The organism is Streptomyces sp. NPDC088553 (assembly GCF_044752965.1).
In the GTDB taxonomy this organism is placed as follows: domain Bacteria; phylum Actinomycetota; class Actinomycetes; order Streptomycetales; family Streptomycetaceae; genus Streptomyces.
This window is the reverse complement of record NZ_JBIVMG010000007.1, coordinates 185,386-207,488: the sequence shown is the minus strand read 5'-3', so window position 1 is coordinate 207,488 and position 22,103 is coordinate 185,386. Positions and strand designations below refer to the sequence as shown.

Below are 22,103 nucleotides of genomic sequence, written 5' to 3'. Positions count from 1 at the left end.
CCTAGTTCCAGGCGTTGTTCTGGTTCTGGGCGTGGGAGCCGTGCTGTCCGGCGCCGAACTGGGCGGCGATGCCCTGGCCGATGGCCGCGTTCTGCGGGGGCATGACCTCGCTGGGCTGGACGAGCGCGAAGCCCTGGCCGAGGAAGCTGAGTTCCCAGCCCTCGCCGGTGTTGCCGCGGCGGGTGCGGACGCTGGAGCTGTGTGTCTGCGCCTGCATCTGGACGCGCAGCCCGGTGGACCAGGCGACGATGGCGTCCGCGTCGACGCTCACGTACTTCTCGGGCGTGACCCGCATCATCAGCGGCTGCCCCGAGGTCATCAGGGCGACCCGGCCGCGGCCGGAGATGTTGAGCTGGTACTTGCCGGTGCCGGAGACGCCGTACTGGCTGTCGACGGCGATGACCTCGGTGTGGAGGGTCGAGTCGAGCGCCAGGACGTAGGCGCTGTCGACGGTCAGGCCCTCCTGCTCGACGTCCACGACGTGGACGTACTGGGCGAGGTTGGCGAAGTAGACCGTGCCCTGGCCGGAGCAGCGCATCAGGTCGAGGCCCTCACCGGTGCGGGCCTGGGCCCGGCGCTGGCCGGGGGTCTTGTACTCGCCGTCGAAGTCGATGAGTCCCTGGTACGCGACCATGGCGCCCTTGCGGGCCAGGACGTCGTCCTGCCCGGTGAGGCTGACCCGCAGGAGCTGCGGGTTCTGGATGACGTACCGCTCCTGGCTCTGCTGTTCGGCGTGGTTGAAAAGCGGGCTCTGCATGGTGTGTTCTCGCTCCCCCTCAGCCCCGGACCCGCAGGCGGTCGGTGCTGTCCTCGCTCGGCTGTACGACGACGATGCCCTGGCCCGAGAAGGCCATCTGGAATGCCTCGCCGCTGCCCCGCCCGATGAGGGAGGACGCCTTGAAGCTGCGCTTGCCCTTGACCTTGAGCGACGGCGACCAGGCGACGAGCGCGTCGGGGTCGACGTACGTCTCGTCGTCGCCGCGGCCGCAGTCGACGACGATCGGGGTGCCGCGCGAGGTCAGGGCGACCCATCCGGTGCCGGCGATCTCGACGTTGAACAGGCCCTGGCCGGCGAACTTGGCGAGTCCCTTGACCCGCTCGACGCCCCACTGGAGGTGGGCGTCGAAGGCGAGGAGGTTGGTGCCGTTGACCGAGATCGAGTCGTTCTGCAGGTTGATCACGACGACGTCGGCGCCGTAGTCGGCGAGGTAGAGCAGTCCGTCGCCGGAGCACTTCATGATGGGCGCGCCCTCGCCGGTGACCCACTGCTGGGCGACCTGGCGGGCGGCGGGCGGGTTGGGCTCGTAGGTGATGTAGCCCTCGTAGGAGACCATCGAGCCGGTCCGGGCGTAGAGGTCCTGGCCGGAGGCCATGGCCACCTGGAGCATGGCGCGGCCGTGGTTCTCCATCCGGGCCGCGACGGGGGTCGGGGCGTAGCCCGCGAATTGCTGGTTCATGACTTCGGGCTCCCTCAGACCTCGTAGGGCTGGACGACGATGAAGTTGCCGGGGGCGCCCCGGAACTGGAGGTTCACGGTCTCTCCGCTGTGGCCGGGGTAGGCGTTGCGGCGGAGCCGCACCTGGCTGGAGAGGATGACCTGGGACGCGGACGACCACGCCACGACGGCGTTGCAGTCGGCGAAGGTGGTCGGCGTGACGGGCAGCACCACGGGCACGCCGTGGGTCTTGACGACGACGGTGCCGGTGCCCTGGAACTGCATGGTGAACAGGGCGCCGCCGGGGATGCCGTGGCCCTCGATGCGCCGTACCTCGTACTGCAGGGACTCGTCGAACGCGAGGACGTTCTCCGCGGAGACGCAGATGCCGTCGCCCTGGAGCTCGATCGGGTGCAGGTGGGCACCCTCCTCGGCGAGGAAGAGCTGGCCGCGGCCGGTGCAGCGCATCAGCTGCATCTCCTGGCCGGTGGCGTTGCCGACGATCCGGCCGGTGAAGCCGGCGCCCTTGTGGGAGAAGTCGACCTTGCCCTGGTACATGACCATGGAGCCCTGCCGGGCGAGCACGGGCATGCCGCCCATGGCCAGGTCGACCCGCATGAGCTGCTGGTTCTGCGGGGTCCAGCGGGCGCCGGTGGGGGTCTCCTTGTACGGCGCGAGCGCGGCGGCGAGGCCCGCTCCGGTCGCCGGGGCACCCTGCGGGACGCCGGGCTGCTGGCCGTACGCCGGCTGCTGACCGTACGGGGCGGGGGCTGCCTGGCCGTAGCCGGGCGCCGGCGGCTGCTGACCGGGGTACTGGCCCGGCGCCTGCGGCGGCACCTGGCCGGGGTACGGGCCCGGAGGCTGTCCCGGGACCTGGCCGTAGCCGGGGGGCTGCTGCCCGTACGGGGCGGGGGCCGGTGCGGGCGGCGGGACCGGGGCGGGCGCCAGCGGCGCCACCATGGTCGGCTGCGTGTGCACCGGCTGAGCGGGCGGCACGGGCGCGGGCGGGGCCGGCGGGGCGCCGAACGCGGGCGCGGGAGCCGGTGCGGGCGCCGGAGGCGCGCCGAAGGCGGGCGCGGGGGCCGCGGGGGCGCCGAACGCCGGGGGCGCCGTCGCCTGCGGCGGCGGGGCGAAGCCGGGCGCGGCCTGCTGCGGGGCGGCGGGCTCCTCCTCGGCGACCTCGCCGCCGAAGTTCCGCAGGAGCGCGTCGAGGCCGCCGTCGAAGCCCTGGCCGACGGCTGCGAAGCGCCACACGTCCTTGAGGTAGAAATCGCCCAGCATCACCGCGCGCTCGGTGCTGAACTCAGCGCCGGTGAAGGCGTACCGGGCGACCTCCTCGCCGCCCGCGACGATCCGCAGGTGACCGGGGCCGATCTGCGACATCTGGCCGGCGCCGTCGATGGTCGCGGTGAACGACAGCTTGTGGATGGTGGAGGGGATGCGGTCGAGAGTCACGCGGAAGGACTCGGTGTCACCGGACTGCGCCCCGAGCAGCTGGACGGACTCCTCGGGCGTCTTCGGCTGGTTGAAGAAGACGAAGTAGCGGTCGTCGGAGAGCCGCTCGTCCGCGTCGAGTCCGAAACAGCTGATGTCGAAGGTCAGTCCGGGCGCCGCGATCTGCACACCGATGTACAGATCGGTACCCGCGGTGAGATCACTGATCTTGGCCTTGTGGCCGCGTTGGAATTCCCTGGCCATGCGTAACGACCGTCCCCCATCCCGAATGGCGAATGCTCGCGCCAGGCTAACCGCTGAGTGCGACATTGAGACAGCGCAGGTCGTTTTCGGTACCGAATCGGGAAACCCCGGTCACGCGCGCGTGCCGCGGGGGTCACTCCCCGCAAGCGGACGGGGTGACTCCAGGCAAGCGGAGGGGGTCACTCCTCGCTGGCGCCCGGGAGGTGCGGCAGGCGCCCGGCGGCGACCACGCCCTCCAGGTAGCCGCGGGCCCGCTCGGTGCGGGGGTACGCCTCCAGGAGCCGCCAGAACCCGGGGCCGTGCCCGGGAACGAGCAGATGGGCCAGCTCGTGCAGGAGGACGTAGTCGACGACGTACTCGGGCATGCCCTGGAGCCGGTGGGAGAGGCGGATGCTGCCCTCGGAGGGGGTGCAGGAGCCCCAGCGGGTGTTCTGGTTGGTGACCCAGCGCACGGAGCTGGGGCGGGCCCGGCCGCCGAAGTACTGCTCGGACAGCCGCAGCGACCGCTCGGTGAGCTCGCGGTCCCCGAGGACGCTGCGGCTCTCCTGGGCGGCCAGCTTGTCCAGCATCACGCCGACCCAGCGGCGCTCCTCGGCCTCGGACATCCGGGCCGGGATGAGCACGACGGTGCGGTCGCCCTCGCGGTAGGCCGAGACGGTTCTGCTCCGGCGTGGGCTTCTGCGGACCTCGACCGCACTCGTCCCCGCACCGCGGTGCGGCTTGTCGGTCACGCTGCGCTGTGGGTCGGCGGGCACGGTCCCGACGTTACCCGCTGTCAGCGGGGGAAGTCCCGCCTCCGGAGTGGTTTCGGCAACGATCCGCTCACACCCCACACGATTCGAATGATTAATCCCCTCGCCTGTGGACAACTTTCGGCGCCCGTCACGGTGGCGGGGCATTCTCGACTCGGGCGGCGAAAGGCCGTTGTCGATCATGAAGCTGTCGATCATGAATGTGGGGCGGGGGAAATGCATCCGATGGTGAAACCGGCGCTGCGGCGCGCCTGGCGGAGTCTTCGCAGCGTGCAGTTCGGGGTCACCCCCGCGCACGCGGTGGTGCTCGATCCGGTCGACCAGGCGACGGGGACCCTGCTGGGGCTGCTCGACGGCACCCGCGGCACCGAGCTGCTCCGGGCCGAGGCGAGGACCCTCGGCCTGCCGTCCGGACGGCTCGACGCGCTGCTCGGGCGGCTCGAGTCGGCGGGGCTGCTCGCCGACGCCTCGACCGGGCGGCCGGGGAGGGCCGGGCCGACGGCCGGCGCGGTGGACACCGCCCTCGATCCGCTCCGCGCCGACCTCGCCTCCCTCTCCGTCGTCCACCCCGAGCCGGAGCGGGCGGTGCGGACCCTGGCGGCCCGGCGGGCCGTGCGCGTCCAGGTGCGGGGCGCGGGGCGGGTGGGGGCGATGGTGGCGGTGCTGCTCTCGGCGGCGGGCGTCGGCGGGGTCGAGGTCGTCGACTCGGGCCGGGTCGAGCCCTGGGAGACGGCCCCGGGCGGGCTGCCGGCCGAGGCGGTCGGCGAGCGCCGGGCGACGGCGGCCCGCCGGCTGGTCGGCCGGTGGCGGAGGTCACGCGGCCCAAGCGGACCGGGTGAGGGTTCCGGCGGCGTCGGGCTGTCACTCGTCGTGGTGACGCCGAGGGACGGTCTCGGCGCGTACGTCCCCGATCCGCTCCCGGCGCAGCGGTGGGTCACCACGGGGACCCCGCATCTGTACGCCGGGGTCCTTGAGGCCACGGGAGTCGTCGGGCCGCTCGTCCTGCCGGGCGGCACGGCGTGCGCGCGGTGTCTTCAGGAGGAGCGGACGGACCGGGAGCCGGGCCGGCCCCGGCTGCTCGCCCAGTGGCGCTCCGGCACCCGGCATCCGCTGCCCGCCTGCGACCTGGGTCTCGCGACGGCGGTGGCGGGTCTTGCCGCCGCGCACGCGCTGGCCTTCCTCGACGGGGACCTCCCGGCGAGCACGGGCACCCGCTGGGAGACGTCGCTGCCGCTGTTGGAGTGGCGGGCGGAGCGGCTGAGACCCCATCCGACCTGCCCCTGCGGAGCGGCGCGCGGTGGAGAGGGGGAGCGCGCCTCGGCAGCCGGAGGCGCGCAGGACACAATGGCGGGGTAACCGCCCTGCGCGGCACGGCAGTCTGGGTTTTGGAGGGGCGTATGTCTGATCTTCCCCGGAAGGCGGTCACCCGGACCGCCAAGTTGGCGGCGTTGCCGCTCGGCTTCGCCGGCCGGGCCACCTGGGGCTTGGGCAAGCGGATCGGCGGGAGATCGGCGGAGCTCGTCGCCCGCGAGCTCCAGCAGCGCACGGCCGAGCAGTTGTTCAAGGTGCTCGGTGAGCTCAAGGGCGGAGCCATGAAGTTCGGGCAGGCGCTGTCCGTCTTCGAGTCGGCCCTTCCCGAGGAGGTGGCCGGGCCCTACCGGGCGGCCCTGACGAAGCTTCAGGACGCGGCGCCGCCGATGCCGACGCGCACCGTGCACGCGGTCCTGGAGGAGCGGCTGGGCGCGGAGTGGCGTGAGCTGTTCCTGGAGTTCGAGGACAAGCCGACGGCGGCCGCGTCGATCGGGCAGGTGCACCGGGCCGTGTGGCACGACGGGCGCGAGGTCGCGGTGAAGGTGCAGTACCCGGGCGCCGGGGAGGCACTGCTCTCGGACCTGACGCAGCTGAGCCGGTTCGCCCGGTTGCTCGGCCCGCTGATCCCGGGGATGGACATCAAGCCGCTGATCACCGAGATGCGGGACCGGGTCTCGGAGGAGCTGGACTACGCGCTGGAGGCGGCGGCGCAGCAGAAGCACGCGGAGGAGTTCGCGGGCGACCCCGACGTGCTGGTGCCGGCGGTGGTGCACCGGGCGGACCAGGTCCTGGTGACCGAGTGGATGGACGGCATCCCGCTCGCGGAGGTGATCGCGGACGGTACGGCGGAGCAGCGGGACCGGGCGGGTCAGCTCCTGGCCCGCTTCCTCTTCTCGGGCCCCGCGCGCACCGGTCTGCTGCACGCCGATCCGCACCCGGGGAACTTCCGGCTGCTGCCGGGCGCCGACGAGGACGAGGGACCGGAGGGCTGGCGGCTCGGGGTGCTCGACTTCGGCACGGTGGACCGGCTGCCGGGCGGGCTTCCGGAGACGATCGGCACCTGTCTGCGGATGACGCTGGAGGGTGAGGCCGAGACCGTCTACGAGCTGCTGCGGGCGGACGGCTTCGTCAAGAAGTCCGTGGCGCTCGACCCGGACGCGGTCCTGGAGTACCTGCTGCCGATCATCGAACCGGCCGAGGCGGAGTCCTTCCTCTTCACCCGCGGCTGGATGCGCACCCAGGCGGCCCGCATCGCGGACCCGCGCTCCCCCGCCCACCAGTTGGGCAAGCAGCTCAACCTGCCGCCCTCGTACCTGCTGATACACCGGGTGACGCTGAGCACCATCGGGGTGCTGTGCCAGCTGAACGCGACGGTGCGCCTGCGGGCCGAGCTGGAGGAGTGGCTTCCGGGGTTCGTGGCGGCCGACGCGGACTGACGGGGTCACCACCAGGAGGAGTCGAGGCGGCCTTCGATCGCACGGATGTTGGCGCGGGCGCAGTCCTCGCAGAAGTAGCTGCGCCGGCCGTTCTCCACCGAGCAGGTCCAGGTCAGCGGCAGGGTGTCGGCCGTCTTGCCGCAGCGCGCGCAGACGAGGGGCCCCTCGGGGGTACGGGCGTCGTTCACCCTTGTGACGATAACCCGACGAAGCTCCGGGGACCCGACAACGCACCGCGGGGGCCGGTCCGTTCGGACCGGCCCCCGTGGGGGCGCCCCTGGGGGCGCGGTGTGATCACTGCGTGGCGGTCGTCAGTGCATGACGGCCATGGCCAGCGCGCGGCGGGCGCGCAGCGAGACGCGCTCGGCGCGGCGCTGCATGCGTCGGGCGGCGACCAGGCGCACGGCCTGGCGTTCCGCGTCGGCCTCACGGTGGCGCTCGTGCATATGGGCACGGGCGAGGGCTTCTGGGGCGAGTTGCATTTCACGGGTCCTGTTCTGACGCGCGGTGGGCGCGGCGGAGGGGAAGAAGACTGGGGTCGCGGAGCCTGCGGGCTCGCTGGTGGAAGAGGTCATCGGGGCCTGCTTCTGGGGATCGTGCGTGAGGGGGCGGTCGATGGTTCCGGTGGCGCTCATGCCGCGACCGGGTTCTTGCGCGGACGGCCACGGGGCCGCTTGCGGGCGACGACCACGCCCTGGACGAAGAGCTCGCCGCCCCAGACGCCCCACGGCTCGCGCCGCTCCTGGGCGCCGGCGAGGCAGGCGGCCACGAGGGGGCAGGTCCGGCAGAGGGACTTCGCGTACTCGACGTCGGCCGGGGACTCCGCGAAGAAGACCTCGGGGTCGTAGGCGCGACAGGGGACGGGGACGCCGAGGTTCTCGATGGCGTCGTCGAGCGCGGTGAGCGTGCTGAGGGGGGTCAAAGTGGGGTCCTCCGTGGGGCGGCCGGGCTGGGCGATCGATTCGGAAGGCGGTACGGACGGGGCGTGCGCTTCGAGTTGCACGGTGGTCTTTCCTCGTCTGGTCGTTCCGGCCTGTTGACCGGGGTTTCGGCTGGTACCGGGGTGCGTCTGTCCCGAGGCGTCCTCGTGTCGTCGTCCCCGTTCGGGGACAAACAAAAGGGCCGCGGATCCCGGGTGGGGTTCCGCGGCCCTGAAGGCGCCGGTCTGATCATGGATCAGACTGGATCGCTCCAGGGTTCGAGCCCACGGAAGGCCCACATCTTGTGGTCGTGCGTCGTCGTCTGCTGCTGGGTGCCGGCACCGGTCGCCGCAAAGGCATAGGCCGTGGCCTTGCCTGCTGCTCCTGCTTCCAGTGCCTTGGTCGGTCGCTCATTGCGAAGCTCCACGGCAGGCCGCAGACCGGCGCCGGCAAGGCCGGAGACGGGCAGACCGGTGCCAATGAACGCCGAGGCGGAGAGGCCGAGCGAGCAGGCGGAGACGACGGAGCGATCGGTCATTTTGACGGTGCTGACGAAGCCGGCACGGCTGATGAAGCTGGCGGTGCTGGTCTGAATGACGTTGCTGATCACGTGGAATCGCCTCCTCTCGGCGTCTCGGAGGGCTCGGGTGCGAGCCGGACCCTCATGTTTATTTGGACAAGTACAGCACAGAGACAGGGCTTCTCAGAAGCCGCTGTTTCCGTGGTTAAGAACCTATGGGGCTTGACGGGGCAGGCGCAAACTATTTTTCCCACGAGTTTTTCTCAGCTGTCGTCGAGGTCCGCCCCGCCGTCCCCACCTGCGCAGATGGCCAGGACATCGGCGCCGAAGCGGTCGAGCTTGCGGGCGCCGACGCCGGAGATGGACGAGAGCTCCCCGCCGGTGGCGGGGACCCGCTCCGCGATGGCCATCAGCGTCTTGTCGGTGAACACGCAGTACGCGGGCTGGCCGAGCTCCCTGGCCTGCTCGGCACGCCAGTCGCGGAGCCGCTCGTACAGCGCCTCGTCCATGTCCGAGGGGCAGTCCTCGCAGCGCATCAGCTTCATGGCGCCCGCCTCGGTGAGGGTCGCCCCGCAGACCCGGCAGAGAACGGGGCCGCGCGGCTTGCGGCGGCCGGCGGCGGCGCCCCGCTCGAAGGAGCCGGACCCGCCCGAGGCGATCGTGCCGAGGGAGCCGGAGCCGGGCCGCAGGCCCTTGAGGAAGCGGCTGGGGCGCCGGGAGGCCCGGCCGCCGGGCGAGCGGGAGAGCGCCCAGGACAGCGTGAGGTGGAGCCGGGCGCGGGTGACGCCGACGTACAGCAGGCGCCGCTCCTCCTCGATCTGCTCGTCGGTCTTGGCGTAGGTGATGGGCATCATGCCCTCGGTGAGGCCGACCAGGAACACGGCGTCCCATTCGAGGCCCTTGGCGGAGTGCAGCGAGGCGAGGGTGACGCCCTGCACGGTCGGCGCGTGCTGCGCGGCGGCCCGCTCGTCGAGTTCGGCGACGAGGTCGGAGAGGGTGGCCCCGGACCTGGCGCGGGCGAAGTCCTCGGCGAGCCGGACGAGGGCGGCGAGGGACTCCCAGCGGTCACGGACGGCCCCGGAGCCCGCGGGCGGCTGCGAGGTCCAGCCCTTGGTCGAGAGGACGGCCCTGACCTGTGCGGGCAGGTCCTCGGCGTCGTCGAGGAGGGAGTCGTTGCCCCCGGCGCGGGCGGCGCCGCGCAGGGCGATGCCCGCCTCCCGTACCTCCTGGCGCTCGAAGAAGCGCTCGGCGCCGCGCAGCTGGTAGGGCACTCCGGCGTCGGCGAGGGCCTGCTCGTACACCTCGGACTGGGCGTTGATCCGGTAGAGGACGGCGATCTCGCCGGCCGGGACGCCGGCGGCGATGAGGTCGCGGATGCGGCGCGCGGTGCCCTCGGCCTCGGTCGGCTCGTCCGCGTACTCCGTGTAGACGGGATCGGGGCCCGGGTCGCGCTGGGAGATCAGTTCCAGGCGGTGCTCGGCGGCCCGGCCGCGGGCCTGGCTGAGCAGTCCGTTGGCGAGGTGGACGACCTGGGGGGTGGAGCGGTAGTCGCGGACCAGCTTGACCACCGTGGCCCCGGGGTGGCGGGTGCGGAAGTTCAGCAGGTGGTCGGGCGTGGCCCCGGTGAAGGAGTAGATCGTCTGGCTCGCGTCGCCGACGACGCAGAGGTTGTCGCGGTCGCCGAGCCACAGGTCGAGCAGCCGCTGCTGGAGCGGGGAGACGTCCTGGTACTCGTCCACGACGAAGTGCTGGTACTGGCTCCGGATCTGGTCGGCGATGTCGTGCCGGTCCTGGAGGATGCCGACGGTGAGCAGCAGCACGTCCTCGAAGTCGATCACCGAGCGGTCACGCTTCAGCTGCTCGTACATCGCGTAGATCTGGCTGATTTCCGCCGGGTCGCGAGGGGCGTCCCGGTGGGCCTTGGCGACGATGGCCGGGTAGTCGGCGGGGACGGTCTGGGTGACCTTGGCCCACTCGATCTCGCCGGTGACGTCCCGCAGCTCGTTCCGGTCGAGCCGGACCCGGCAGCGGGCCGCGGCGTCGGCGACCAGCTGGATCTTCCGCTCCAGGAGCCGGGGCAGATCACCACCGACTGCTTTCGGCCAGAAGAACTGGAGCTGTCGGAGGGCCGCGGAGTGGAACGTGCGCGCCTGGACCCCGCCCGCGCCGAGCTGCCGGAGCCGGCCGCGCATCTCGCCCGCGGCGCGGTTGGTGAACGTGACGGCCAGCACACTGGCGGGCTGGAGTCTGCCCGACCGCACCCCGTACGCGATGCGGTGGGTGATCGCCCGCGTCTTGCCCGTGCCGGCGCCCGCCAGCACGCACACCGGGCCGGTCAGGGCCAGGGCGACCTCGCGCTGCTCCGGGTCGAGCCCGTCGAGCACCGCGTCGGCCGTCTCCGGTACCTGCGGGAAGAGAGTGGAGTGCGTTGCTGCTGTCACCCCCCAATGCTGCCAGGTCCGCCGAGCTCGCCGCGGAGGCTTGTCCACAGGCCGCGTCCGCGGTCATACGAATTCCGGGAATGGCCGGGACGGGGCGTACGTTCTTCCTCTCGGCACCCGTCAGCGAACCAAGAGGAGCGCCTCGCCATGCAGGGCACTGTGACGATGTACAGCACCACGTGGTGCGGCTACTGCCGTCGGCTGAAGAGCCAGATGGACCGCGAGGGCATCGCGTACACGGAGATCAACATCGAGCAGGACCCCGACTCGGCGGCGTTCGTCGAGAAGGCGAACGGCGGAAACCAGACGGTTCCGACCGTCCTCTTCCCGGACGGCTCGACGCTGACGAACCCGAGCCTCGCCCAGGTGAAGCAGGCGCTCAGCGTCTGAGCCACCCGGCCCCTGCGCACGAGGAACCCCCGACCGGTACGGACCGGCCGGGGGTTCTTCGTACGCGCGGAACGTGTCGTACGTCTCAGATCACGTCGCCGGGCTTCGGCAGCGGCTTGCCGTACCAGCGCTCGATCAGCCGGGAGGCGATCGAGATGCCGTACGGCGGGATCACCTCGCCCGACTCGAAGGCGGCGGCCAGGTCGTCGCGGGAGAACCAGCGGGCCTCGTGGATCTCCTCGCCGTCCACGGTGATCTCCGAGGAGGTCGCGCGGGCGAAGAAGCCCAGCATCAGGCTGGACGGGAACGGCCAGGGCTGGCTGGCGATGTACTCGACCTCGCCGACCGTGACACCGGCCTCCTCGAAGACCTCGCGGACCACCGACGCCTCGATGGACTCGCCGGGCTCGACGAAACCGGCGAGGGTCGAGAAGCGGCCCTCGGGCCAGTGGACCTGGCGGCCGAGCAGCGCCCGGTCCTCCTCGTCCGTGACCAGCATGATCACCGCGGGGTCGGTCCGCGGGTAGTGCTCGGCGCCGCACGCCTGGCAGCGGCGGATGTGCCCGGCGGCGGCGATGACCGTGCGCTCGCCGCAGCGCGAGCAGAAGCGGTGGAGGCGCTGCCAGTTCTCCAGGGCCACCGCGTGCACCATGAGGGCGGCGTCCCGGTCCGACAGCAGCAGACCTGCCTCGCGGAGCCCGGCGGGCCGCGCGGACTGGTCCATGCGGCCGGGCAGGGAGTCCTTCTGGAGTGCGAAGTAGGAGACGCCGTCGGCGTCCGTGCCCAGGAAGTAGCGGTGCGTCTCGGTGACCGGGGCCTCGAAGGCCGGGGTCATGACGAGTTCGGTCGTGCCGTCCGCCGTGTCGTCGATCAGCACCTGGCCCCCGGAGACCACGAAGACCCGCGTGGTGGGGTGGCTCCAGGCCGCCGCCAGCCACGCCTCGTCGAGGCGGTGGTGCGCGGCACGGTCGATGCCGCTCGGAGCGGTGAGCGAGATCGGGCGATCCGCTGACGCGTTCTTCAAGGTGCTCACAGGTGCTTCCAACTCCCCCGGATCGGTGTGTGGGTTCAGCGCTCGGCGACAGGCCCCAGGGCGGCGGGCAGGTCGCCCCAGAGGTGCGCGGTCGTCTCGACGCCCTTCATGAGGAGATCGAGTTCGATCTTCTCGTTCGGGGCGTGCCAGCCGTCGGACGGGACGGAGATGCCGAGGAACAGGACGGGTGCGTCCAGGACGTCCTGGAGGTCGGCGGCCGGTCCCGAGCCGCCCTCGCGGGTGTAGCGGACCTTGGCGCCGTCGAAGGCCCGGCTCATGGCCCCGGCGACCGCCTTGAGGGCGGGGTGGCCGAGCGGGGTGAGGCAGGGCCGGGTCGGGGCGCCGAAGACGATCTCGTACCGGATGCCGGCGGGGACGAGACCGGCGAGCCAGTCCCGCACCGCGAGCTCGATCTTGGCCGGGTCCTGACCTGCGACCAGCCGGAACGACAGCTTGAGCTGGGCGGAGGCGGGGACGATCGTCTTGCCGCCGGGTCCCTGGTAGCCGCCGCCGATGCCGTTGACCTCGGCGGTGGGGCGGGCCCAGACACGCTCCAGGGTGGAGAAGCCGGCCTCGCCGAGGGTGCCGTGCGACTTCGCCGTGCGCAGCCAGGCGGCCTCGTCGAACGGCAGCTCGGCGACGAGGGCGCGCTCGGCGTCGCTGAGCTCGGTCACTCCCTCGTAGAAGCCGGGGATCGCCACGTGCTCGTCGGCGTCGTGGAGGGCGGCGACGATCCGGCCGGCGACGGTGGCCGGGTTCGGCACGGCGCCGCCGAAGGAGCCGGAGTGGATGTCCTGGTCGGGGCCGTACAGCTCGATCTCGCAGTCGGCGACCCCGCGCATGCCGGTGCAGACGGTGGGGGTGGTCTCGGACCACATGCCGGTGTCGGAGACGATCACGGCGTCGGCGGCGAGGCGCTCGGCGTGCGTCTCGACCAGGGTCCGGAAGTGCGGGGACCCGGACTCCTCCTCGCCCTCGACGATCAGCTTGAGGTGGACAGCGGGCGCGCTGCGGCCGGTGACGGCGAGGTGCGCGCGGACGCCGAGGGTGTGGAAGAACACCTGGCCCTTGTCGTCGGCCGCCCCGCGCGCGTACATCCGTCCGTCGACCACGGTCGGTTCGAACGGGTCCGTGTGCCAGCCGTCCTCGCGGGCGGCGGGCTGCACGTCGTGGTGGCCGTAGACGAGGACGGTCGGCGCGTCCGGGTCGTCGGAGGGCCACTCGGCGAAGACGGCGGGGGCGCCGTCGGTCTCCCAGACCTCGACCGTGGTGAACCCGGTCTCGGTGAGCTTGGCGGCGAGCCACTCGGCACTGCGCCGTACGTCCCCGGCGCGGTCCGGCTGCGCCGACACGGAGGGGATGCGCAGCCACTCCGCGAGGTCGCCGAGGAAGGCGGCACGGTGCTGCTCGATGTACGTACGTACGGCGTGGACGGCGCTGTCCGGGGTCTCGCTCATGCCCCCGAGCCTATCCGGCGCCCGGGGGTGCCCCGCCCGGCAGGAGGGTCTGACCGGCGTCGGGCGCCGGCTCTCCGAGGAGGAGGGCCTCCAGCTCGGCCCGGCCGGGCAGCCGGGTGGGGCGGGCGACCTCGCCCGTCCGTACGTAGACGAAGGCGGCGGCCACGTCCTCGGGCGCGAGACCGTGCTGCTCGGCCCAGGCGAGCCGGTAGATCGCGAGCTGGAGCGGGTCCGCGGAGCGCAGCCGGCTCGTCTTCCAGTCGACGATCTCGTACGCGCCGGAGTCCGGGTCCCGGTAGACGGCGTCGATCCGGCCCCGGACGACCCGGCCGCCGAGCGAGAGGTGCACGGGGACCTCGACGCGGTACGGGGTGCGGTGGGCGTACTCGGTACGGGCGAAGGCCTCCTTCAGCTCGTCGAGGTCCCGCTCGTCGAGGATCTCCGGCTCCCCCGCGAAGTCCTCCCCGCCGGGCAGGTCCTCGGGACCGAGGAACGGCAGCGGCAGCTCCTCGAACCGGGACTCCACCCAGGCGTGGAACCGGGTGCCCCGGCGGGCCGCCGGCTGCGGGGCCTTCGGCATCGGCCGGGCCAGCTCCTGGGCGAAGCCGTCGGGGTCGGCGGCGAGGCGGAGGACCTGGGAGGCGGAGAGGTACGCGGGGAGGACGACGTCACGGGTGGTGGCGCGGGCCCGGCGGAGTTCGGCGGTGAGGGCGGTGAGGTCGCGGTCCCAGGAGGCGATGGCTCGCGCGTCTTCGGGGGTGAGCGTCTGCGCCTCCCCCCGGGGTGCCGGGACCGTGTCCGCGTGGGTGTCCTCGGGGAGGGCCTCTTCGTCCTCGTCCCAGACGGGTTCCTCCTCTTCCGGCCAGAGGTCCTCCGGGGGCGGGTCCTGGGGGTGCGGGTCCTGGGGGCCGGGCGCCGTGCTGGTGGGACGCTCGCTGGTTCCGCCCCGCGGAGCGATGGCCCACAACCGGGTGCGGACGAGCTCGGCCGCTTCCCGGCGGCGCCTGAACGACTCCCCGTCCAGCGGGAGCGGCCAGGTCTCCTCGCTCTCCGGCTCCGTCAGCGTCGGGTTCCTCGCGTCCTTCTGCGGTTCCTCCGCCCATGCCTCGATCTCCCCGTGGCCCTGCTCGCAGTGGGCGTACAGGGCCTGGAGGAAGTCCGACGGACCTCGGGGTTTCTTCTGGGACGGGCCCCACCAGTGGGCCGAGCCGAGGAGGAGGGTGCGGGGGCGGGTGAAGGTGACGTAGCCGAGGCGGAGTTCCTCGGTGTGCTGGTGGTCCCGCATCTCGTTCTTGAAGGCCGTGAGGGCCTTGGCGTTCCAGGTGTCGATGGCCGGCAGCGTGGCGGCGTCGCCGCGCAGGGCGTGCGGGAGGACCTGCGGCTGCGAGGTCCACGACTCGCGGGCGCGGGCGCTGGGGAACTGGCCGGTGACCAGACCGGGGACGGCGACGACGTCCCATTCCAGGCCCTTGGACTTGTGGGCGGTGAGGACCTTGACGGTGTTCTCGCCGCCGGGCAGGGCGTTGTCGAGGCCCTTCTCGAACTGGACGGCCGTGCGCAGGAAGCCGAGGAACGCGAGGAGGCTCGCCTCGCCGTCGAGGGAGGCGAAGCCGGCGGCGATGTCGAGGAAGTGGCCGAGGGTCTCGCGACGGCGGGCGGCGAGCGCGTGCGGGGAGGCGGACAGTTCGACTTCGAGGCCGGTGGCGGAGAGCACCCGGTGCAGGACGTCCATGAGCGGGTCGGCGAGCGAGCCGCGCAGGGCGCGCAGCTCGGCGGCGAGGCGCGCGAAGCGGACCCGGGCGTCGGCGGAGAAGGCGAGGCCGTCGTCGGCCGCGCCGCCGGAGTCGAGGAAGGTGTCGAGCGCGTCGGCGAGGGAGACGACTTCGGCCGGGTCGACGCCCTCGACGGCGGCGGCGAGCCGCTGCTCGGGGTCGGGGTCTTCGCCGCCCCGGTGGACGAGGTGACGGGCCCGCCTGCCGAGGAGGGCGAGGTCGCGGGGGCCGATGCGCCAGCGGGGGCCGGTGAGGAGGCGGACCAGGGCGGCGTTGGCGCCCGGGTCCTGGAGGACCTCGCAGACGGCGACGAGGTCGGCGATCTCGGGCAGGTGGAGGAGGCCGGAGAGGCCGACGACCTCGACGGGTACGTCACGGGCGACGAGGGCCGCGTGGATGGCGGGGAAGTCGGTGGCCGTGCGGCACAGGACGGCGATCTCGCCGGGCTCCCGGCCGGTGCGGACGAGATGGGCGAGGGAGTCGGCGAGCCAGTCGATCTCCTCGGCGTGGGTGGGGAGGAGGGCGATGCGGACGCTTCCGTCGGCCTCGGCGCCGGGCGCGGGACGCAGCGCCTCCACGCCCGCGTGCATGGCGCGCAGGGGCGCGGCGAGTCCGTTGGCGAGGTCGAGGAGGCGGCCGCCGCTGCGCCGGTTCTCGGAGAGGGCGTAGCGGTCGGCGGGGCTGCCGTCCGCGTGCGGGAAGTGCTCGGGGAAGTCGTCGAGGTTGGCGACGGAGGCGCCGCGCCAGCCGTAGATGGCCTGGCAGGGGTCGCCGACGGCGGTCACCGCGTGGCCGGTGGGGCGCTGTCCGGTGCCCTGGCCGAAGAGTCCTGAGAGCAGCAGCCGCTGGGCGACGGAGGTGTCCTGGTACTCGTCGAGGAGGACGACCCGGAACTCGTCGCGGAGGATCTCGCCGACCTCGGGCCGGGTGGTGGCCAGTTCGGCGGAGCGGGCGATCTGGTCGCCGAAGTCGAGCAGGTCGCGGGAGCGTTTGGCGGCCCGGTAGCGGACGACGAGGTCGAGGAGTTCGCGGCGGGCGGTGGCGGCCTCGGGGATCTTGCGCAGCTCGGCGTTGCTGAGCTTGGCCTCGGCGAGGGCGGTGAGCAGCGCGGAGTCGTACGAAAGAAGTCTTTCCGGCGGTACGAGGTGTTCGGCGAGCTCGGCGTCGAGGGCGAGCAGGTCGGTGATCAGGGTCGTGAAGGAGCGGGTGAGCGCCGGGTACGGGCCGGGGGCCTCGCGCAGGACGCGGGCGGCGAGCTGGTAGCGGGTGGCGTCGGCGAGGAGCCGGGAGGTGGGTTCGAGCCCGATGCGGAGGCCGTGGTCGGTGAGGAGCCGGCCGGCGAACGCGTGGTACGTGGAGATCCGGGGCTCACCCGGGGGGTCGTCCGGGTCGATGACGTCGGGGTCGGTCACTCCGGCGCGGACGAGGGCGGTGCGGACGCGCTCGGCGAGCTCTCCGGCTGCCTTGTTGGTGAAGGTGAGACCGAGGACCTGCTCGGGGGCGACCTGGCCCGTGCCGACCAGCCAGACCACCCGGGCGGCCATCACCGTCGTCTTGCCGGAGCCGGCTCCGGCCACGACGACCTGCGGGGCGAGCGGCGCGGTGATGCAGGCCGTCTGCTCCGGGGTGAACGGGATGCCGAGGAGCTCCTTGAGCTGCTCGGGGTCGGTGATGCGTGCGGTCACCTCAAAGAGGCTAACGCGGAGGACCGACAGTCCGGTCCGGTCCGGCCCCGATCCCGCGAGGGATCCTCGTCACGCGGGCGTGCCCGCGTCCAGCTTCGACAGGTCCACCGTCTCGTCGGCGGGCGGGACGACGACCCGTACGGGCTTGTCGTAGTCGGAGAGCAGCATCGCGCCCGGTTCCTCGCCGCCGGCCTTGACCATCTTCAGGATGTACGGCTTGCCCTCCTGGGACACGGACACGGTGGTGGTCTCGTCTTCGGCCTTCTTCTTGACCAGGGTCGCGACGGGGGTGCCGTCGACCTCGGCGTCGCGGCCCCTGGTCAGTCCGCGGCGCTCCTCCTTGTCCTCGCCGAGGTCGGCGAGGAGCGACTTCAGGTCGCAGACGCCGCTGAGGTCGGCGCTGCCGGCCTGCCCCGGGGCGATCTTCAGCCAGCGGCCCTTGACCAGCTCGACCGTGGCGTCGATCTGGGCGTCGGGCATGCCCTGGGAGGCCATGGAGACGCGCCAGAAGGCCTCGTCGCCCTTCATGTAGGTGATCCGGTCGATCTTGCGGAGCTCGGCGGTGCCCCCCTTGATCTTCATCACGCCGGTGCACTCGTCGTGGTCGTTCACGGCGAAGTCGATGTCGAGGGGCTGCCCCTCCGTGACGACCCGGCCGGTCATCCGGAGCGAGGTCGCCGACTGGGTCGCGGTGACCGCCTTGTCGGCGATCTCGTCGGCGGTGAGACCGGAGAACGGATCGGGCGACGGCGCCGACACCGAGGACGCGGCCGCGGCCGCGGTGCCGGTCGTCGCGGCCCAGGCCGAGACGGGTGCGGGACCCGTGACGACGGCGACGGCGCAGACGACGGCCGCGGCGCGGAGCTTTCGGTGGGACGCCATGCGAGCCTCCTCGCGGTTTCCCCGATCCCTGTCCACCAGGGTCTCCCCGCGCGCGCGTGCCCGCGACTCCGCGCCCCGGGCCACCGTCAGTCGACGACCTGGCGGCCCTCCGGCTGGGCGCTGCACGAGGCGCGGAACGAGCAGTTCGCGCAGTGCTGGCCGGTGGTCGGGGTGAAGCGCTCGTCGAGGACCCGGCCGGCGGCGTTGGCGAGCAGCTCGCCGACCCACTCCCCGGCGAGCGGTTCCTGCGCCTGGACCTTGGGGAGGGCGTCGCCGCCCTCCTTCTGCGGGGCGGCCTGCCGCAGCTGGACGAGTTCGGCGCCGCCCGGCTCCGGCCGCCGCCCGTCGAGTACCTCGTCGAGGGCGCCCTCCCGGACCGCGAGCTGGTAGACGGCGAGCTGCGGGTGCTGGGCGACCTCGTCCTTGGTGGGGGCCGACTTGCCGGTCTTGAAGTCGACGACGTACGCGCGGCCGTGCTCGTCGGTCTCGACGCGGTCCATGGAGCCGCGGATGCGGACCTCGTACGCGCCCGCCTCCAGGGTCACGTCGAAGTCGTGCTCCGACGCGGCCGGGGTGCGGCCGCCGCGGTCCATGACGTGCCAGCTCAGGAAGCGTTCGAGCGCCACGCGCGCGTTCTGCTTCTCCTGCGCCGACTTCCAGGGGGCGTCGAACGCGAGGGCGTCCCACACCGAGTCGAGCCGGGCCATGAGGACGTCGAGGTCGGCGGGAGTACGGCCGGAGGCGACCTCGTCGGCGAGGACGTGGACGACGTTGCCGAAGCCCTGGGCGGCGGTGGCGGGGGCCGCGGCCTTGACCTCGCGGCCCAGGAACCACTGGAGGGAACAGGTGCTCACGAGGTTGTCCAGGGAACTCGGCGAGAGGGCGACGGGCCGGTCGCGGTCGCGCAGCGGCTCCGGGCTGCGGGTCGGCTCGAACAGGCCCCACCAGCGGTCCGGGTGCGCGGCCGGGACCAGCGGCTGGCCGTCCTCGTCGGTGAGCGCGGCGAGCTCGGCGAGCCGGTGGGCGGCGGCGTCGCGGAGCGCGGGCGAGGCGTCCGGGTCGACGGTGGTGGCGCGCAGCTCGGCGACGAGGGCGGAGACGGCGAGGGGGCGGCGGGGGCGGCCGGGCACGTCCTTCGGTTCGGCGCCGAGCTCGGTGAGGAAACGGGAGGGCTGGTCCCCGTCCTCGGCCGCGGCCTTCACCGCGGTGACGACGAGGCGGTCACGCGCGCGCGTGGCGGCCACGTAGAAGAGGCGGCGCTCCTCGGCGAGCAGGGCGCCGGGGGTGAGGGGCTCGGCGAGACCGTCGCGGCCGATGCGGTCGGCCTCCAGGAGGGAGCCGCGGCGGCGCAGGTCGGGCCAGAGTCCTTCCTGGACCCCGGCGACGACGACGAGGCTCCACTCCAGGCCCTTGGAACGGTGGGCGGTCATGAGGCGGACGGCGTCGGGGCGGGTGTGGCGGCGGGTGAGGGTGTCGGCGGCGATGTCCTGCGCGTCGAGCTCTTCGAGGAAGTTGAGGACGCCGCGGCCGCCGACGCGCTCCTCGGCGCGGGCGGCGGTCTCGAAGAGGGCGCAGACGGCGTCGAGGTCCCGGTCGGCGTTGCGGCCCGCGGGCCCGCCGCGGAGCGCGGCCCGCTCCAGCCGGCCGGGCCACGGGGTGCCGTTCCAGAGCACCCAGAGGGCCTCCTCGGCGGTGCCGCCGTCGGCGAGGAGGGTGCGGGTGTCACGGAGCAGGTCGCCGAGCCGCTTCGCGCCGCGGGTGTAGGCGGGGTCGTGGGCGGCGAGGCGCTCGGGCTCGGCGAGGGCGCGGGCGAGCAGGACGTCGGAGGGCGGCGGGACCTTGTCGCCCGCGGCGCGGGCCTCGTCGCGCAGGGCGCGGCCCAGGCGGCGGAGGTCGGCGGGGTCGACGCCGGCGAGCGGGGAGGCGAGGAGTTCCAGAGCGGTCTCGGTGGTCAGCCACGTGCGGGTGCCCTCCGGCCGCGCGGGCTCGGCGCCCGGGGGCGAGTCCTCTTCGTCGTGCTCGGCGGGCGTGGGGTCCGATTCGTCGTGCTCTGCGGGCGTGGGGCCCGATTCGTCGTGCTCGGCGGGCGTGGGGTCCGATTCGTCGTGCTCGGCGGGCGTGGGGTCCGGGAGGTCCCGGTCCGGTGCGGGCCTGCCCGCTGCCTGGGCCACCGCCCTCAGCGCCAGCAGCAGCGGGGCGACCGCCGGTTCGTGGCGGAGCGGGGTGTCCGCCGCGTCCGTCTCCACGGGGACTCCCGCCGAGGTGAGGGCGCGGCGGAGGGACGGGAGACCGGCGGAGGCCCGGGTGAGGACGGCCATGTGCTGCCAGGGGACGCCGTCCTCCAGGTGGGCGCGGCGCAGCAGGTCGGCGATGTTCTCGGCCTCCGCCGAGGCCGTCGGGTACGTGTACGCCTCCGCGCGGCCCCCGGCCCGCGCCGCCGTGAGGTCCCGGTGGGCGCGGACCTTGTCGGCGGGGAGCCGGGGCATCGGCATCCGCTGGGCGAGCAGCCGGGTCGCGCCGAGCAGCTCGGTGCCCGAGCGGCGGGAGGTGCGCAGGACCCGGACGTCCGCGCCGCCGAAGGTCGCGGGGAAGTCGAGGATGCCGTTCACGTCGGCGCCCCGGAAGGCGTAGATGGACTGGTCGGGGTCGCCGAAGGCGACGACCGTGCTCCGGCCCGTCGGCCGGCCGCTCTTCGCGGACGCCCTTCCGGCGGCCCCGGCCCCTGTCGGACCGCCCGCGAGGGCGTGCAGCAGCCGGACCTGCGCCGGGTCGGTGTCCTGGTACTCGTCGACGTAGATCGCGTCGTACGCGGGCAGGCTGATGTCCTCGGCGAGGAGGACGGCGCGGTGGACGAGCTCCGTGTAGTCGAGGACGCCCTGGAGGTCGAGGACGTCGAGGTACTCGGCGAGGAAGCCGGCCGCGGCCTTCCAGTCGGGCCGGCCGACCCGCTCGGCGAAGTGGGCGAGGGCGTCCGGTCCGAGGCCGAGTTCGCGGGAGCGCGCGAGGACCGCCCGCACCTCGTCGGCGAAGCCGCGGGTGGTGAGGCAGGCGCGGAGCTCGTCGGGCCAGCGGATGCTCCCGAGCCCGGTCTTCTCCAGGTCGATGTGGCCGGCGAGCAGTTCCCGTACGGCGAGGTCCTGCTCGGGTCCGGAGAGCAGCCGCAGGGGTTCGGCGAAGAGTTCGGCGTCCTGGTGGGCGCGGATCAGGGCGTAGCAGTACGAGTGGAAGGTGGTGGCCTGCGGCGGGCGGCGGCCGCCGAGCCGGGCGGCCATGCGGTCGCGGAGTTCGACGGCGGCCTTGCGGCTGAAGGTGAGGACGAGGAGCCGTTCGGGGTCGGCGCCCTTCTCCATCCGGGCGGCGACGGCCTCGACCAGGGTCGTCGTCTTGCCGGTGCCGGGTCCGGCGAGGACGAGAAGTGGTCCGCCGTCGTGGTCAACCACTTCGCGCTGGGTTGCGTCCAGCTGAGGGGAATCCATCGGGGCCGGCGTGGTACGCACCAGTCGGTACGCGCCCGGGTTCCGCGGCCGTCCCGAACCGGGGTACGGCTGTCCCTGGTACGGCGGCGTACGCCGGGTGGTCGAGGAGGTACTCACGTGGGTCGCCGGTCCTGGTGGGAGTGGTGGTGCGGGTGAGGCGGCCGTCCCCCGCGGCCGGCCGTCGGGCTCGCCGGCCCGCCGTCGCCTCGGGAGACGCGAACGTCGACGTTACGCGAAACGGCCCGCCGCCGAGCCGTACTCCGCGCCCCGTTCCGTACCGCGTACGTCCCGTCCGGCGCCGCTCACGCCCCGCCCCGTGCGGTCGTCCCCGGTCGGCGGGCTCAGGTGTGAGTTCCGTCCCAGCGCGCCCGCCGCATGTCGATCCTCGGCAGGTGTCCCTCGGCCGCCGGGCCCCGCTCGCGCAGCGGCGTGCCCTCCTCGCGGTAGTGGTCGAGGGCCCTCAGTTCGTGCCCGGGGAGCAGCGTGCCGTCCGAGCGGACCACCCGCCACCAGGGCGCCGTCCCGCCGTACAGGGCCATGACCCGGCCGACCTGGCGGGGTCCGCCCTCGCCCAGCCATTCGGCGACGTCGCCGTAGGTCATCACCCGGCCCGGCGGGATCCCGTCGGCGACGTCGAGCACCCGTTCCGCGTACTCGGGCAGTTCTCCGGTCTCCCCCACGGGCACCTCCATGCTCATCCGCACCATCCTGCCTCACCCCACCGACATGGCCCTGATGCCTCCGCGCGGCGGCTCTTCGTGCCACCATCGTGCGGGCGGTGACTGGTGATACGAGATCAAGAGCGACAAGTACAAGAACAAGAGCAAGAACAACAGCGAGAAATACGGCCGGCACAACAGCGAGAACGAGAACGACACCACGCGCATGCAGAGAC

The 22,103-nt window shown here is 73.2% G+C and carries 18 protein-coding genes; 3 read left to right on the top strand and 15 right to left on the bottom strand.

Annotation, left to right across the window (positions count from 1 at the left end):
• Position 1: 1 nt before the first annotated feature.
• The 4 genes from ACIP8Z_RS24770 to ACIP8Z_RS24755 form a co-directional block, all read right to left on the bottom strand.
• Positions 2-757, bottom strand: a complete 756-nt coding sequence (locus ACIP8Z_RS24770; protein WP_402086928.1) for an AIM24 family protein — start codon at positions 755-757, stop codon at positions 2-4.
• A gap of 19 nt (positions 758-776) precedes the next feature.
• Positions 777-1,457: an AIM24 family protein gene (locus ACIP8Z_RS24765; RefSeq protein WP_030320784.1), complete on the bottom strand. Its 681-nt coding sequence runs from the start codon at positions 1,455-1,457 to the stop codon at positions 777-779.
• Positions 1,458-1,471: 14 nt separating this feature from the next.
• Entirely contained in the window at positions 1,472-3,133 is a 1,662-nt protein-coding gene (locus ACIP8Z_RS24760; protein ID WP_402086925.1) for a TerD family protein, read from the bottom strand.
• Between the two features lie 179 nt (positions 3,134-3,312).
• Positions 3,313-3,888: a M48 family metallopeptidase gene (locus ACIP8Z_RS24755; protein ID WP_402086922.1), complete on the bottom strand. Its 576-nt coding sequence runs from the start codon at positions 3,886-3,888 to the stop codon at positions 3,313-3,315.
• Positions 3,889-4,101: 213 nt separating this feature from the next.
• Between ACIP8Z_RS24755 and ACIP8Z_RS24750 the strand changes: the two genes are divergently transcribed.
• Positions 4,102-5,241 (top strand): TOMM precursor leader peptide-binding protein, encoded by a 1,140-nt coding sequence (locus tag ACIP8Z_RS24750; RefSeq protein WP_402086920.1) that lies wholly within the window; start codon positions 4,102-4,104, stop codon positions 5,239-5,241.
• Positions 5,242-5,282: 41 nt separating this feature from the next.
• Entirely contained in the window at positions 5,283-6,632 is a 1,350-nt protein-coding gene (locus tag ACIP8Z_RS24745; protein ID WP_402086917.1) for an ABC1 kinase family protein, read from the top strand.
• 5 nt (positions 6,633-6,637) lie between these two features.
• On the opposite strand, the gene ACIP8Z_RS24740 is transcribed toward ACIP8Z_RS24745, so the two are convergent.
• From ACIP8Z_RS24740 to ACIP8Z_RS24720, 5 genes are all read right to left on the bottom strand, one after another.
• Complete coding sequence (locus tag ACIP8Z_RS24740; protein WP_055600984.1) at positions 6,638-6,820, bottom strand: hypothetical protein; 183 nt, start codon at positions 6,818-6,820, stop codon at positions 6,638-6,640.
• Positions 6,821-6,943: 123 nt separating this feature from the next.
• A complete protein-coding gene (locus ACIP8Z_RS24735) occupies positions 6,944-7,267 on the bottom strand; it encodes a hypothetical protein (protein WP_055600983.1) in 324 nt (107 codons plus the stop codon).
• Complete coding sequence (locus ACIP8Z_RS24730) at positions 7,264-7,635, bottom strand: WhiB family transcriptional regulator (RefSeq protein WP_030320770.1); 372 nt, start codon at positions 7,633-7,635, stop codon at positions 7,264-7,266. Before ACIP8Z_RS24730 ends, ACIP8Z_RS24735 begins: the two co-directional genes overlap by 4 nt.
• Positions 7,636-7,808: 173 nt before the next feature.
• Positions 7,809-8,162: a hypothetical protein gene (locus ACIP8Z_RS24725; RefSeq protein ID WP_383862583.1), complete on the bottom strand. Its 354-nt coding sequence runs from the start codon at positions 8,160-8,162 to the stop codon at positions 7,809-7,811.
• Between the two features lie 173 nt (positions 8,163-8,335).
• Positions 8,336-10,513 (bottom strand): ATP-dependent DNA helicase UvrD2, encoded by a 2,178-nt coding sequence (locus ACIP8Z_RS24720; protein WP_402086913.1) that lies wholly within the window; start codon positions 10,511-10,513, stop codon positions 8,336-8,338.
• Positions 10,514-10,660: 147 nt separating this feature from the next.
• On the opposite strand from ACIP8Z_RS24720, the gene ACIP8Z_RS24715 reads away from it, so the two are divergent.
• Positions 10,661-10,903, top strand: coding sequence for a mycoredoxin (locus ACIP8Z_RS24715; protein WP_073912119.1), 243 nt, complete (start codon positions 10,661-10,663; stop codon positions 10,901-10,903).
• An 85-nt stretch (positions 10,904-10,988) separates the two neighbouring features.
• Here ACIP8Z_RS24715 and nudC read toward each other — a convergent pair whose 3' ends face one another.
• The 6 genes from nudC to ACIP8Z_RS24685 form a co-directional block, all read right to left on the bottom strand.
• A complete protein-coding gene (gene nudC, locus ACIP8Z_RS24710) occupies positions 10,989-11,936 on the bottom strand; it encodes an NAD(+) diphosphatase (protein ID WP_402086911.1) in 948 nt (315 codons plus the stop codon).
• Between the two features lie 35 nt (positions 11,937-11,971).
• The gene (locus ACIP8Z_RS24705) at positions 11,972-13,393 is read right to left on the bottom strand and encodes a dipeptidase (protein ID WP_402086909.1); all 1,422 of its coding nucleotides are present in this window, start codon (positions 13,391-13,393) and stop codon (positions 11,972-11,974) included.
• Between the two features lie 10 nt (positions 13,394-13,403).
• The gene (locus tag ACIP8Z_RS24700; protein ID WP_402086906.1) at positions 13,404-16,850 is read right to left on the bottom strand and encodes a UvrD-helicase domain-containing protein; all 3,447 of its coding nucleotides are present in this window, start codon (positions 16,848-16,850) and stop codon (positions 13,404-13,406) included.
• A 69-nt stretch (positions 16,851-16,919) separates the two neighbouring features.
• Complete coding sequence (locus ACIP8Z_RS24695) at positions 16,920-17,732, bottom strand: hypothetical protein (RefSeq protein ID WP_402086904.1); 813 nt, start codon at positions 17,730-17,732, stop codon at positions 16,920-16,922.
• Positions 17,733-17,818: 86 nt separating this feature from the next.
• A complete protein-coding gene (locus ACIP8Z_RS24690) occupies positions 17,819-21,325 on the bottom strand; it encodes an ATP-dependent helicase (RefSeq protein ID WP_402086901.1) in 3,507 nt (1,168 codons plus the stop codon).
• 224 nt (positions 21,326-21,549) lie between these two features.
• Positions 21,550-21,915: an MGMT family protein gene (locus tag ACIP8Z_RS24685; protein ID WP_376310836.1), complete on the bottom strand. Its 366-nt coding sequence runs from the start codon at positions 21,913-21,915 to the stop codon at positions 21,550-21,552.
• Positions 21,916-22,103 lie beyond the last annotated feature (188 nt).